This window comes from Dactylosporangium sp. NPDC049140, assembly GCF_040648435.1.
In genome coordinates this window covers 1-13,246 of record NZ_JBEZDS010000105.1, presented here as the reverse complement: position 1 = coordinate 13,246, position 13,246 = coordinate 1, and the positions used below count along the sequence as shown (strand labels likewise).

The window sequence follows — 13,246 nt, the reverse complement described above, 5'->3', positions numbered from 1 at the left end:
GGAGGCCACGAACTTCGCGCAGGGCCACCACGAGGAGTTCGACCAGCCGGGCGTCGTGCACGCCGAGTCGGACGACTACACCAACTACAACCACACCGCGTCCGAGGACGACCACGTCTTCGCCGCCGAGGGCAGCGAGGACTCGCACCAGGCCGAGTTCGGCGAGCTCGACGCCCTGTCGCAGCGTTTCGACGCCGCGTTCGCCGAGGGCACCCAGTACCACGGCGGCGAGGGCCAGTACGGCGTCGCGGCCAACTGATCGCCTCCCCCTGGCCGAAGGCCGGTCACGCATCGCGTGGCCGGCCTTCGCCGTGTCAGCGCTTCATGCCCGCGGCCGACTTCGCGAACGTCGCCTTCGCGGCCTCGACGGTCTTGTCGCGCAGGTCGTTCTTCTCCTTCTGCGTCCAGGGCGCCCCGTCGGCGCGGGTCGCGTAGAAGTACACCTGCAGGCGCACGTTGCTGTCGCGCATGCCCAGCGTGAGGCGGAGCTCCCGGTTCGCGGCGTCGCCGGTGCCCGGGGTCTCGTAGATGATCGCCTCCTCGCCGAAGCCCGGGATCGTCTCGTTCGGCCCGGCGATCTTCGCCGACGCGGCCTCCTGGTTCTGGGTGGTCTGCGCGAGCGAGACGTCGTTGAAGGCGAACACGTTGAACGAGATGCTCGCCGTGCGCTGCTGCTGCGGGTCGGTGATGGCGTGCGAGCGGGTGTACGCGCAGCTGCTCGAGTTCACCGTCGCGTTCGGCGTGCGGACCGCGGACGGCTTGGCGATCTCGCCCTCGAACACGTCGAAGTACACGCTCGCGTCCGACTTCGCGCACTCGTCCTCGGGCACGTTGTCGAGGACGTACTTGCCCGGGCCCTTCTGCGCGTTCGCGGCCCCGGTGTTCGGGCCGCCCGTCGGGCCCTGAGCCTGGCCGTTGTTCTTGTCGCGCAGCAGGTATGTCGCGCCGGCGATGCCGCCGGCGAGCACGACGGCCACGGCGAGCACGATCGCGACGAGCGCCGTGCGGTTCCTCGCCGGCCGGGCCGGGGGCAGGCCGTGCGGCGGGGCTTGCGGCGGCACCATCCGGGGCGGCATGGGGAAGGGCTGTTGCGGGGTCAGCGGCGGGGGCGGGTAGCCCGGGACCGGCGGCGACACCGGGGCCGGGGCGTACGCGGGGGCCGAGACCGGGGTCGCGGTGAACGTGTTCGTCTGCGGGTAGGGGACGCCCGAGGACGGTACCGCCGACACCGGGGCCGTCACGGGGGCGGAGCTGGGCATGCGGTTGACGTACAGCGAACCCTCGGCCACCACCAGTTCGGGCTGCTCGGCCACGACGGGCGCGATGCCGAGGGCCTCGTGCAGCATCGTGGCCACCAGCGGGATGCGGCTGGAGCCGCCGACCAGGAACAGCCCGGCGACCGCGGCCGTGCCGACGCCGGACTCGTTGACCATCGCCCGGGTCATCGAGATCGTCGAGCGCAGCACCGGCCGGGTCAGCCCCTCCAGCTGCTCGCGCCCCAGCGGCACCTCGCGGCCCAGCGCCGGCACCCCGATGACGGTGCCGCTGGCCCGCGACAGCATCTCCTTGGCCGAGCGCACGTCGTCCCACAGCTGCCGCCGCTGGGCCGGGGACGTCCACAGCTCGCCGTACGTGGCCTGCAGGAACGCCACCACGGCGGCGTCGACGTCGAGGCCGCCGACGTCGTTGAGCCCGTCGGAGGCGACCTGCTCGAAGCCGGTCCGGGTGCGCCGCAGCAGCGTGACGTCGCAGGTGCCGGCCCCGAGGTCGTACACCAGCACGCACGCGCCGAGCGGGAGCCCGGCGCCGCGGGTGTGCGCGAAGTACGTGGCCGCCGCCGTCGGCTCGCCGACCAGCTCGATGTTCACGAACCCGGCCTGCCGCGCGGCGTCGGCGAGCATCGCCCGCCGGTTCTGCCCCCAGTTCGCCGGGTGCGTGAGCGCCAGGTCCCGCACCGGCCCGTCGACCCGCGCGGCCTCGCGGGCGACCCGGCTCAGCACCGCGACGATGAGGTCGCGCACGCCGACCTCGGCCCCGCCCAGCAGCACGGCCGTGTCGTCGATCCGACGCTTGGGGTTCGGTTCCAGCCGTTCGGGTGCGCTGCGCGCCAGGTGGGCGGCGTCGCGGCCGGTGTGCAGCTGCCCGTCGGGCCCGAGCAGGACGGCGGAGGACAGCAGCGGCGAGCCGTCGAAGAGCAGCGGCTGGACGCGCGCATCGGGCCGCTGGAGCATCGCGATGGTGGTGGAGGTCCCGAAGTCGACCCCGAGGCGCAGGCGCGCAGCTGTCATGGTCGGCGAGAATAACAGTCGGTCACCTGGCCGATTGCCAGATATCGGCCCCCGCCCGCCCGCAACTGGAGCAACCCCTCCGCCTGCTTGGCCCGACGCAACTACAGATGTAGTCTGGCCGGATGGGAACTCGGCGGGCGCGGCTGCTCGACGCGGCGATCGAGGTCATCGGCGGGGGCGGGATCCGGGCCCTCACCCACCGGGCCGTCGACGCCGCGGCCGGCCTGCCCGCCGGCTCGGCGTCCAACCTCTTCCGCACCCGCGACGCCCTGATCGACGGGGTGGTCGAGCGCTTCGCCGAGCGCGAGCGGGCCAACTGGGAACAGATCGCCACCCAGGTGCGGCCGACCGGCCCGGCCGAGCTCGCCGAGGTGCTGACCCGCTTCGCGCACCAGGCGACGGGTCCGCAGCGGTCGCTGACCCTGGCGCGGTACGCCATCCTCCTCGAGGCCGCCATCCGCCCGGGCCTGCGCGCCCGGCTGCTGGCGACCGGCGCGGAGGTCAACGCCTGGGCCACGGCCTGGATCCGTGCCAGCGGCTCCCGGGATCCGGACCGCGACGCCCCGATCGTCATGAACCACTGGACCGGCATCGTCCTGCACGAGCTGGCCGCTCCCGACCCGGCCTTCGACCCGTCGGCGCAGCTGCGCACCCTGGCCGAGGCCGTCGTCGCGAACGCCGAGGAGGCGCCGCCATGAACACCGACCGGCTGTGGTCCGTCGTGGACTCCCAGTACGCCGCCGTAGCCGACCTCCTGTCGTCGCTGACGCCGGAGGAGTGGCGACGGCCGTCTCTCTGTACACAGTGGACGGTGCGTGAGGTCGCCGCCCACCTGACCCTGCAGCACATGGGCCCGGGCGCGTTCCTGTCCCGCGTGCCGATCGTGCTGCGCGCCCGGGGCAACCTGAACCGCGCGCTGCGCGACATGGCCGTGGTGCAGGCCCGCTCGCGCAGCGATGACGAGCTCGTCGCCCGGCTCCGCGCGTCGATCGGCTCGCGGCGGCCGAATCTGGGCGTCACACGGTACGAAACCCTGACCGACATCCTCGTGCACAGCCAGGACATCGCCATCCCGCTGGGCCGCGACCTGCCCGTGCCGCCCGACGCGGCCGCGGCCGCCGCGACCCGCATGATGACCATGCACTGGCCCCGCCCCTTCCCGATAAAGCAGACCCTGCAGCGGTACTCGCTGAGCGCCACCGACACCGCCTGGCACCTCGGCGCCGGCCCGGCGATCGAGGGCCCGATGCGCGCGCTGCTCCTGCTCGTCTGCGGGCGGCTCGTGGCCCTGGACGACCTGACCGGCGCGGGGGTCCCGTCGCTGCGTGCGGTCTAGGCTCGCCGGTATGCGCCTGGTCTCCCTGCTGCCGTCGGCCACCGAGATCGTGTACGCCCTCGGCCTCGGCGACCACCTCGTCGGCGTCACCTTCGAGTGCGACGAGCCGCCCGCCGCCCGCGCCGAGAAGACCGTCGTCGTCGGCGGCCGCGACACGAAGGACCTGACCCCGGGCGAGATCGACGCCTACGTGCGCGACCAGTTCGCGGCCGGCGCCGACCTGTACACGCTGCACGCCGGCGCCCTCGCCGGCCTGGCCCCCGACCTCATCCTCACGCAGGACCTCTGCCGGGTCTGCGCCCTGCCGTCGGACCACGTCGAGGACGCCCTGGCACACCTCGGCTGCCGCGCCGACGTCCTGTCCCTCGACCCGCACTCGCTGGACGACGTGCTCGCCACCATCGTGACGGTCGGCGCGCGCGCGGGCGTGCCGGCGCGCGCGGCCGACCTGGTCACCGGCCTGCGCTCCCGTCTCGCCGCGGTCGCCCAGCGGGTCGCGGCCCGCCCGCGGCCGCGCGTGCTCGTCGTCGAGTGGGTCGACCCGCCGTTCACCGCCGGCCACTGGGTACCCGACCTGGTCACGGCGGCCGGCGGCGAGGCGGTGGCCGCGCGGCCCGGCCGGCGGTCGGTCGCGGTCGACTGGGCGGACCTGGCCGAGGCCCGCCCGGACATGGTGGTGGTCTCCCCGTGCGGCTACCACCTGGAGGGCGCCGCCGAGCAGGCGGCCCTGGTCGCGCCCCGCTTCCCCGCCGCCCAGGTCTGGGCCATCGACGCCGACGGCCTGGTGGTACGCCCCGGCCCCCGCCTCATCGACGGCGTCGAGGCCCTGGCCGCGGTGCTCCACCCGGACCTGGTACCCCCGCCCCCGCCGGGAACGGTGCGCCGGGTGGCCTGAACCCGCTCAGGAAACCGCCTTGGCCAGCCGCCGGGCCTCGACGACCAGTCGTGACGAGCCCTTGCGCGCGGCGGTCTCCGCCAGCCCGGCAATCTCCACCCGCCCCGGCCCCGCCGCGGCGGTCTCAGCGGCGAGCGTCAACAGATCCGGCGTACCGCGCGGCGGCGGCCCGGCACCGAGCAGCGCCGGCAGCGCGGCCGCCAGCAACCGGAACACGCTGAGCCGAGCCCCGGCGGCGGCCGCATCTCGCAGCGGCGGCACGGCGCGGTTCACCGTGACCGCCCCGGCCGTCGCGAGCAGCCCCAGGTAGCGCCCGGCCGTCTCCGCATCGAAGGCCCCGTCCGCGGCCAGCAACAGCAGAGCGTCGACGGCGGCGAGACGGTCGGCCTCGTGCCGCGCGGCGAGGGCGTACGCGACGGCGATCGGCAGCGCCGGCCCGCCATCGCCGGCGGTCTCGGCCAGCAGCGGCAGGATCCCGGCGCCGCCGCGCTGGTCCATGTCGGCGGTGGCGGCCGCGTCGGCCAGGGCGAACCCGGCGACCAGCCCGCGGTGCCACGGCAGGATACCCGGCCACAGCCGGTGCCAGCCCCCGCTGCCGGTGCCGATCGGCGGCGCGGGAGCACCGAGCAGACCGAACGTCTCACGGCCGGCCGCCGCCTCGGCAACGGCCCGGTCGTCGAGCACCGGCGCCGGACGCGAATCCGTTGCGGCCGAAGCAGTCCCCGGCGCGGCGGGCTCCAGGCTGGGCGGCGCCGTGGTTACCTCGACACGTACGGTCGGGAGGCTGCCGAACCGGTACTGGTCGCGGGGTTTCAGCGGCGGGCGGGCCCACACGTTGACCTGCCACCGCGGGGCCGGGAGGCCGCCGTTGCGCAGCCAGGTCGCCAGGCGCGCGCCGGCCGCGGTGCCCAAGGCCTCGGACCGGGCCGCCGCGGTCGGGTCGGGGCCGGGCGGCAGGCGCAGCATCGCCTGGGCCAGGTCCCACGGCCACGGCTCCCGCTCGCCCCGGGCGGTCAGCCGCGCCACCAGGGTCTCCGTCGTCAGGGCACCGTTGCCCGACTCGGGGGCGCTCAGCAGGCCGCCCGCCGGCAGGTCACCGCCGGCCAGGTGCATGCCGATCTCGGCCAGGCGGGCGCGCAGGAGCCGCTGCGGGGGCGGGATGCGGCGGTCCGGTGGCGCCTCGCCCAGCGACAGGAAGCGGCGCGCGGCGGTGAGCAGGGCGGCCCAGCCGTGACGCTCGGCGTTCGGTGCGGCGGCCTGCGCCGGGTCGGCGGCGGACAGCAGGAGGCGGGTGAAGGCGCCGCACAGGCAGTTCGGGTCCCAGGTGTGCTCGCCCATGCCCTCGCGGTGGCGCTCCATCACCGGGCTGAGGGCGGCGCGGAGGGCCGGGTGGTCGGCGGCGGCAAGACGTACGGTGCCGTCGAGGATCCGCTCCAGGGGCAGCAGCGCGGAGAAGGGGCGGTCGCTGTAGAAGGCGGCGACCTCCTCGGCCAGCTCGTCCGGGCCGGCGATCGGCGGCGGGGCCGGGAGGGGCGGTGGGGTAGGTGGGAGGTCGTCCCCGGAGACGGTGGTGAGCACGGCCGAGGCCGGAGACGCCGGGACAGTTGCCGCGGCGGTGGCGGTCGTGGTCGTGGGAGCCGGGGTGTGCTTGGCGATCAGGGCGGCGGCTCGCTCGCGGAGGTCGATTGCCGGGTGGTCCAGCGCCTCGGTCAGTGTCCGCACGATGTCGGGCTTGCGGGACGGATGGCGGCGGATCAGCGTCTCGAGCCAGGTCAGCTGGGTGCGTACCAGGGTCTTGTCGGGCCGGCGCAGGACGGCCCGGGACGCCTCCAGGACCGCGTCCAGGTCCAGCGTCTCCGCCGTGCGCAGTGCCTTCTGCGCTGCCGTGGCCACGGTGACCTGGGCGTCGGCGAGGAGACGCAGGTAGTCGCCTCCGGCGTTCGTCACCTCCTGTGGTGTCGGGGACAGCGCGGTCAGCAGGGTCAGGTAGGCGCGCGTGGCCGGGAGGCGGTCGCCGCGCAGGAGGCGGGACAAGGTTGCGGTGATCAGGGTCGTACGGTCCAGGCGGCCCTCGGCCGACAGTTCGGCCAGGGCCTCGACCAGGGCCAGCTTGCCACCGGGGCGACCGCGCACCTCCCAGACGAGCAGGCGCTCACCCGCGCCGTCCACCGTGAACACGCGCGGCAGGAGGGCGTCCAGGAACGGGTCGGTGCGGAGCCGCTCGGCGATCGGGGTCGAGCGCAGGCGGCCCTCGCCCGGGTACGACAGGGAGAGCAGCCAGCCGAGCACGAACCAGTCGCCGGGCGGCGGCGCGGCGCCCTCGGCGGTGAACAGCGCGGCGACGAACTCCCAGGACCCGTCCCACAGGTTGTCGCGGCGGCGGTCGGCCAGACGGGCGGCCAGGTCGGGCAGCCACGGCACGCCCCGGGTACGGGCCGTCGCCACGACCGCCGGAGCGCTGGACGGGATGGGGGTGAAGTGGCGCGGCCGGAGGAGCCGGGCGGCAGCCGCGGCCGACGGGGCGGTGCCGACGGTGGCCACGGCCAGGGCGGTGTTGGCCTCGCCGCGGCGGGGCTCCTCGGAGGTGCGCTTGGCGTACGCCTCAAGGGCCTTGAACGCGGCCGCCCGCCCGGGACCGTCCAGCGCCGCCACCGCCTTCGCGAGCTCGGCGGCGCTGCCGTTGCTGATCAGGTTGAGATTGATCATGCCTGTGTCCCGGCCATGGAGCGCGAATGAGCGCGGCGGGCGCCGGCGGCGGTCTTCGCGCGGGGGCTGTGGGTGCGGGCGTGGGCTGGCGGGCGGGAGCGGGCCCCGGCGGCGGTGTGCAGGGAGGAGGCGCGGGCGCCGGCGGCGGTGTGCGGGTGGAAGTCGCGGGCGCTTGTGCGGGCGGCGAGGTCGGGGTTGAGAGTGGGAGCGGGGATGGGGGCGGTCATGTGCTGGCCTGGGCGATGGTGAAGGCCAGGGCGTGTTTGCACGGGCCGCGGTGGCCGCGGTGTTTGCCCCACCAGGGGCAGGTGCACGTCGTGGTGCCGTCCGGGAGCAGGCGGACGCGGTAGGTTTCGTCGCCGCTGCGGACCGTTGCGGACGTGGCGCCGCCCAGGGGCATGGCGCCGCCCGGGGTTACTGCGCCGTCCTGGGTCACGGTGCCGCCCGGGGGCACGGTGCCGCCCGGGGTTACTGCGCCGCCCGGGGTTACTGCGCCGCCCGGGGTTACTGCGCCGCCCGGGGTTACTGCGCCGCCTGGGGGCGCGGCGCCACCCGGGGTTACTGGACCGTCCTGGGCCACGGTGCCGCCCAGGGGCATGGCGCGGCCTGGGGTTACTGCGCTGCCCGGGGGCACGGCGCTGCCCGGGGGCACGGCGCTGCCCGGGGGCATAGCGCTGCCCGCGGGCACGGCGGCGTCCAGGGTCACGGCGCCGGACTCGGCCAGGGCTCGGGCGCTCGTCAGGCGTGGGTTGTCGCGTTCGGCGCGGGCGGCGTCGTAGGGCATTGCGCGGTGGAAGTACGCGGCCTCGGTCACGTCGTAGCCGACGCGGCCCGCGGTGCCGAGCTGGGCCAGGGCGGCACGGACCCGGGGCGGCTCCAGGCCGGCGGCGTCGGCCAGGGCGGCCACGTCGATGGTCGGGTCCCAGGACAGCAGGGCGCCGACCAGCTCGGCGTCGTCGGTGACCTCGTCGGAGGCCAGGGACGTCAGGGCGGCGCCCTCGCCGGAGAAGCCGCGGTGTACCTCGGGCGACAGGGTGAGGGTCAGGCGCAGTGCTTCCGTCTGCAGCTCCCACGCGCTGGCCACGGGCGGGGAGCCGGTCGCGAGTGGGGGGCCGTAGATGCGGAGGCTGGTGGACTGCCGCAGCAATGGTCGTAATGCGGCCAGCCGTCCGGCGCCGGCCAGGCAGACCGCCCCCGGCACCGGGCGTGAGGTCAGGCGCAGTGTGCGGCCGGACGGGACCGCCCACAGGGTCGAGCGGTCGCTCGCGCCGGGCAGGCGGCGCAGGAACGCCGCGGCCTCGGTCGCGGGTAACTCCGCGCGCAGGTCGAAGCCGGCCGACAGCACGTGGACCTCGGCGAAGCCGCGCAGCCAGCGGGCCGGGAGCGGTACCTTCTTCTCCACGACCGTGCCGTCGAGGGTCTTGGCGGTGAGGGCGTCGGGGCCGACGGACAGGTGCAGCGGGTCGAGGCCGGCGATGCGGGCCAGGGCCTCGCGCAGGGGCGGGTTGACGTCGACGTTTGTGGTGCCGTGGCCGAGGAGCTCGCCGTCGAGGCCGGGCGGGAGGATGTCGAGGCGCGCGTACACGCCGCAGCAGCCGGAGAACGACTCGAACCGCAGCCGGTCGGCGCTGCCGGTGACGACCGGGTCGAGGCTGGCCGGGTCGCGGGGCTGGTGGTAGCGGGTGCGGGCCACGTCGGCGACCGCGAGCAGGCCGGCCGCGGCGGCCGGGGGAGTCGTCAGGTATCCGGCGAAGAAGCGCGGGTTGGCCTCGGGGCCGCCGCTGGTCTGCAGGGCCACGCCGCCCGCGCCGGCGGTCGACGGGGCGAGATACCGGAACTCCTGCACGACGTTCATGTGGCCGAATCTAGCGGTGGGGTACGACAATTTCTGTGATGACCGACTTCGGACTCTGTATGGACAGCCTGGACGGGCTGAGTGTGGGAGACGCCCTTGGGGCGCAGTTCTTTGTTCCCGGTACCACTTGGGAAGACCTTCTCGACGGCACGGCGCCCGCCGGCTCGTGGCCGTGGACCGACGACACCGAGATGGCGAGCGTGCTCGCCGCGGAGCTGGGCCGGCCCGGGGCCGTGGATCAGGACCGGCTCGCGCGCGCCTTCGCGGAGCGGTTCGAGCCGTACCGCGGGTACGGCGGCGGCGCGGTGGTGATCCTGCGCCGCATCCGTGAGGGGGAGCCGTGGCGCGTGGTGACCCGCGACGCGTTCGGCGGGCAGGGCTCGATGGGCAACGGGGCGGCGATGCGGGTCGCGCCGCTCGGGGCGTTCCATGCGGGGGACACGCGTACGGCGGCGCTGGAGGCGATGCGCTCGGCCGAGGTCACGCACGCGCACGCCGAGGGGATTCTCGGTGCGGTGGCCGTGGCGGTCGCGGCGGCCGAGGTGGGGTGGGCGCGGCTGGTACGCCACCGGCCCGAGCCTCGGGAACTGCTGGATGCGGTGGCCGGGTACCTCGTCGACAGCCAGGTCCTCGACGGGCTGCGGCGGGCGCGGGGGCTGCTCGGGGCGAGTGTGGGCGAGGCGGCGTACGAGCTCGGCAACGGCTCGCAGGTGCTCGCGCAGGACACGGTGCCGTTCGCGCTGTGGGTGGCCGCGACGCGACTGGACGACTATCCGGCGGCGATCCGGGCGTGCGTCGAGGCGGGCGGAGACGTCGACACCACGGGCGCGATCGTCGGCGGGGTCGTGGCCGCGTTCACCGGCCGGGGCGGGATTCCGGAGGCGTGGCTGGCGCAGCGGGAGCCGCTGGTGGGAATCGGAAATAAGGCATAAATCCGATAAGTCGCGGCGCGGCGTGCCCGACTTATCGGGGCTCTTCGAACTTGGTGGGGGTTTGACCGCCGGGCGGGGCTCCACTGTGGACCCTGGCTGATAGGTGCCCGTAGCTTTCGTAGATCATGTTGTTGTCGAAGCAAGATGATCACAACAGAAGAGCTACGGGCGTGGTGAACGATACGACGCGGCTGCTGGGCCTCGACGGCCTGGCCGTGGTCGGGGTCGCCGACGACACCGACGGACCGGTGGTGCATCTGGTCACCGCCAATGAGCAGGCACGGCACTGCCCCGACTGCGGCACCTGGGCCCGACGGTCCAAGGGCCGGCGGGTGACCCGGCCGCGTGATCTGCCGGTTGGTGGCCGCCGGCCACGGCTGGTGTGGACCAAGCGTCGCTGGCGCTGTGACGAGGCGGCGTGCCGGCGCCGCTCGTTCACCGAGTCGGTGCCGGCAGTGCCGCCGCGCAAGCGGTTGACCACGCGGGTGCGGGCTGCGGCCGGGGCCGCGGTGGCCGATCAGGGCCGTACGGTGGTCCAGGCGGCCCGCGATCACGACGTGTCCTGGCCGGTCGTCGCGGCGGCGTTCACCGACCATGCCCGGGCGGTGCTGCCAGCCCAGCCCGAACCGGTGCAGGTGTTGGGCATGACGAGGTCCGTCGGGGCCGGCCGAGGTGGGTCCTCGACGAGGCTACCGGTGTCTGGCAGAGCGTCGTGGACCGCTGGCACGTCGGGTTCGTGGACCTGTCCGGCCGGCAGGGCCTGCTCGGACAGGTCGAAGGCTGCACCGCCCAGGCGGTCATCGACTGGCTGGCCGAACGCGATCTAGCCTCGCGCGACGCGGTCCGGTTCGTCGCGATCGACATGTGCACGATCTTCAAGTCGGCGATCCGCCGGGTCCTGCCGCAGGCCACCCTGGTCGTGGACCATTTCCACCTGGTGCAGCTGGCGAACCAGACCCTCACCGAGGTCCGCCGCCGGGTCACCGTCACCCACCGCGGCCGGCGCGGCCGCAAAGGCAACCGCGAGTGGGAACTCCGCAACCGGCTGACCCGCTCGGCTGCTCGGATGTGCGGCGAATACGTCGATGCCCTCCTCGACGAGCTGGCCGGCCTGCCCACAGCGATCGGTACACCAATCACCGCCGCGTGGCACGCCAAGGAGGACCTCCTCGACCTGCTCGCCACCGCCTGCACCCGCCCGGACCGCGAACAGGTCCGCGACCTGCTGTACCGGTTCTACCGCCACTGCGCGGACGCCGGCCTTCCCGAGCTGGAGCGCCTGGCCACGACCGTCCAGACGTGGTGGCCGGAAATCCTGACGTTCCTGCACACCAAGATCACCAACGCCGGCTCGGAAGGCACCAACCGGGTCATCAAGACCCTCGCCCGCGACGCCTACGGCTTCCGCAACCCCGTCAACCAGCGACTACGAACCCGAACCGCCACCACCCGCAAAGCCCGCGGACATCTCGACCACCGCTAACCTCGCAGAGCCTGTATGGGCTTGCCAGGTAGCCAAGCGGCCGGCAGGCTTTCGCCTCGTGTTCGACCCCGAGGTTCTTGATGGTCGGTGGCGGATGGGTGTGATCAAAGTCCGGCGCGCTCGGCCGGTCCCCGTCCCTTCTGACGGGGAGCTGTTCAGCATTGCCGGCTGTACGTGGATCAGCCGGGTTCGACCGTCAGCTCGGTCCAGTGCTCAGCGTCGTCCTCGCTGCGGAACAGCCGGCCATGGTTGGTGGTCAACCAAACCACGCCGTCACCGACTGGTGCGATGTCGTCAACAACCTCCGTGGTGAGCACGGGCGCCAGGGTCGGGTCCGAGGCCACGCCACGCAGGTGCTCCCCGCGCAGCGGCACCGTGTAGTGCCACCACGGTCCGGCCAGGTCGTTGGCCACCCACAGGTTGTGCCCCGAGGCCGCCCAGAACCTACCGTCCTGACCGACGACCGCGAGGTCACGGTCAGTATGCGCCATCGGTAGCCGGTACGGACCGGACCAGGACTGCCCGCCGCCGTGGTAGGCGAATGTACCCGCCCACTTGGGCGGCTCCTGGCCGTGCTCCTTGCTGAATCGTCGGCCCGCCACAGCAGCAGCATCGGCCTCCCCGGACGCACAACCGGGGTTAGCCAGGTCATAGCGGACTTAGGCACGGGCGGAGAAGGCAGCGGCATGCGGCTCCACGTGTCACCACCATCGCCTGTGACCCACAGAATGTCGTTGCGCCGCTCATCGACCGCGACCAGCACCCCGTCTGCCACGGTTGAGAACGCCACCAGGATCACCGGAAGATTCCCCGGAGCCTGCATCGTGGCCCAGGCCGCCCCGCCGTCGCTGGTACGCGCGATGTCTCGCTGCTCGTCGAAGGGACGCGCCGTCAATACCCATAGCTGGCGCGGTGACAGGAAGTGGAACATCCCGGTGAAGTCTCTGGGGCGCGGCGTCGAGCCCAGTGTCCAGGACTCACCGGCGTCCTCGGTACCAGCAAAGATCGGCAAAGGGCCGCTTCCGTCCCCAACCGGCCGCCCGTTGACCTCGCTGGCGTGCTCCCACAACCCCAGCGCAAGCCCGGCCCGCTCGGCGTCGAACGCTGTCAACCTGCCCAGGAGACTGCCCTGCCATGACAGCTGCGTGGTCCACGAAGCCCCCGCGTCGGCCGTGTACAACAGCCGGCGCTCCTCCCGCCGACCGAATAACCCACCGACCATTGCCCAGCCCGCCGTTGGCGTTGCGAACGCCGTCTGGCCAACCTCGAGGCCAGAAACCCATTGCCGCTGCGCGGCAGACACCCGAACCGGTGCAGCGCACAGCGACTGCGGCCGCCACGGCGACACACCCCGCACAGCCTCTACCTCCTCGAAGTGCCTTCCAGGACCCGCCAGACGCGAGCATCCTCAATGTCATCGAACACTACGGTGCAGACCTGGTGGCCGGAGATCCTGGCGTTCATCCATACCGGCATTACCAACGCCGGCTCCGAGGGCACCAACCGGGTCATCAAGACCGTCGCCTGCGACGATTCCGGCTTCCGTAACCCCGTCAACCAGGGGCTCCGAACCCCCTGCGCCACAACCCGACGAGCCCAAGGACACCTCAACCCCCGCTAACTTCGTTGAGCCCTTATCGGGGGACTGTAAAACGAACGGCTCTGGCGCAAAGACGGTGGTGGTCTCGGCGCTCATGCGAGCAGGATTCTGTGTCGTAGCAACGGGAATCCGGCTCTGCCGTACATTTGGC

General features: G+C 73.7%; 13 protein-coding genes. 8 read left to right on the top strand and 5 right to left on the bottom strand.

The window, feature by feature from the left end; translation table 11 throughout:
* Positions 1–259, top strand: a 259-nt coding sequence (locus AB0B76_RS57785) for a hypothetical protein (protein ID WP_360394645.1), incomplete at its 5' end; no start/stop codon positions are given.
* A 55-nt stretch (positions 260–314) separates the two neighbouring features.
* Here AB0B76_RS57785 and AB0B76_RS57780 read toward each other — a convergent pair.
* A complete protein-coding gene (locus tag AB0B76_RS57780) occupies positions 315–2,288 on the bottom strand; it encodes an Hsp70 family protein (protein ID WP_360394642.1) in 1,974 nt (657 codons plus the stop codon).
* 122 nt (positions 2,289–2,410) lie between these two features.
* Between AB0B76_RS57780 and AB0B76_RS57775 the strand changes: the two genes are divergently transcribed.
* From AB0B76_RS57775 to AB0B76_RS57765, 3 genes are read left to right on the top strand one after another with little or no spacing between them, the layout of a single operon-like run.
* Positions 2,411–2,986 (top strand): TetR/AcrR family transcriptional regulator, encoded by a 576-nt coding sequence (locus AB0B76_RS57775; protein WP_360394639.1) that lies wholly within the window; start codon positions 2,411–2,413, stop codon positions 2,984–2,986.
* Positions 2,983–3,624 carry a maleylpyruvate isomerase family mycothiol-dependent enzyme gene (locus tag AB0B76_RS57770; RefSeq protein ID WP_360394636.1) on the top strand — a complete coding sequence of 214 codons (642 nt, stop codon included), beginning with the start codon at positions 2,983–2,985 and terminating at the stop codon, positions 3,622–3,624. The genes AB0B76_RS57775 and AB0B76_RS57770 overlap by 4 nt, the downstream gene beginning before the upstream one ends.
* 10 nt (positions 3,625–3,634) lie before the next feature.
* Positions 3,635–4,519: an ABC transporter substrate-binding protein gene (locus AB0B76_RS57765; RefSeq protein ID WP_360394633.1), complete on the top strand. Its 885-nt coding sequence runs from the start codon at positions 3,635–3,637 to the stop codon at positions 4,517–4,519.
* A 6-nt stretch (positions 4,520–4,525) separates the two neighbouring features.
* Here the strand turns inward: AB0B76_RS57765 and AB0B76_RS57760 are convergent, their stop codons facing one another.
* The 3 genes from AB0B76_RS57760 to AB0B76_RS57750 are packed head-to-tail and all read right to left on the bottom strand — an operon-like array spanning position 4,526 to position 9,080.
* Positions 4,526–7,225 carry a DUF6493 family protein gene (locus tag AB0B76_RS57760; protein WP_360394630.1) on the bottom strand — a complete coding sequence of 900 codons (2,700 nt, stop codon included), beginning with the start codon at positions 7,223–7,225 and terminating at the stop codon, positions 4,526–4,528.
* Positions 7,222–7,452: a hypothetical protein gene (locus tag AB0B76_RS57755; RefSeq protein WP_360394627.1), complete on the bottom strand. Its 231-nt coding sequence runs from the start codon at positions 7,450–7,452 to the stop codon at positions 7,222–7,224. The genes AB0B76_RS57760 and AB0B76_RS57755 overlap by 4 nt, the downstream gene beginning before the upstream one ends.
* Entirely contained in the window at positions 7,449–9,080 is a 1,632-nt protein-coding gene (locus tag AB0B76_RS57750) for an SWIM zinc finger family protein (RefSeq protein ID WP_360394624.1), read from the bottom strand. Before AB0B76_RS57750 ends, AB0B76_RS57755 begins: the two co-directional genes overlap by 4 nt.
* A gap of 38 nt (positions 9,081–9,118) precedes the next feature.
* Between AB0B76_RS57750 and AB0B76_RS57745 the strand changes: the two genes are divergently transcribed.
* The 3 genes from AB0B76_RS57745 to AB0B76_RS57735 all read left to right on the top strand — a co-directional run bounded on the left by AB0B76_RS57745 (position 9,119) and on the right by AB0B76_RS57735 (position 11,495).
* Positions 9,119–10,012, top strand: coding sequence for an ADP-ribosylglycohydrolase family protein (locus AB0B76_RS57745; protein ID WP_360394621.1), 894 nt, complete (start codon positions 9,119–9,121; stop codon positions 10,010–10,012).
* A gap of 125 nt (positions 10,013–10,137) precedes the next feature.
* The gene (locus AB0B76_RS57740; protein WP_360394618.1) at positions 10,138–10,839 is read left to right on the top strand and encodes a transposase family protein; all 702 of its coding nucleotides are present in this window, start codon (positions 10,138–10,140) and stop codon (positions 10,837–10,839) included.
* Positions 10,725–11,495, top strand: a complete 771-nt coding sequence (locus tag AB0B76_RS57735; RefSeq protein WP_360394615.1) for a transposase — start codon at positions 10,725–10,727, stop codon at positions 11,493–11,495. The genes AB0B76_RS57740 and AB0B76_RS57735 overlap by 115 nt, the downstream gene beginning before the upstream one ends.
* 179 nt (positions 11,496–11,674) lie before the next feature.
* On the opposite strand, the gene AB0B76_RS57730 is transcribed toward AB0B76_RS57735, so the two are convergent.
* The gene (locus AB0B76_RS57730) at positions 11,675–12,097 is read right to left on the bottom strand and encodes a hypothetical protein (RefSeq protein WP_360394612.1); all 423 of its coding nucleotides are present in this window, start codon (positions 12,095–12,097) and stop codon (positions 11,675–11,677) included.
* A 773-nt stretch (positions 12,098–12,870) separates the two neighbouring features.
* Between AB0B76_RS57730 and AB0B76_RS57725 the strand changes: the two genes are divergently transcribed.
* Entirely contained in the window at positions 12,871–13,116 is a 246-nt protein-coding gene (locus AB0B76_RS57725; protein WP_360394609.1) for a transposase, read from the top strand.
* Positions 13,117–13,246 lie beyond the last annotated feature (130 nt).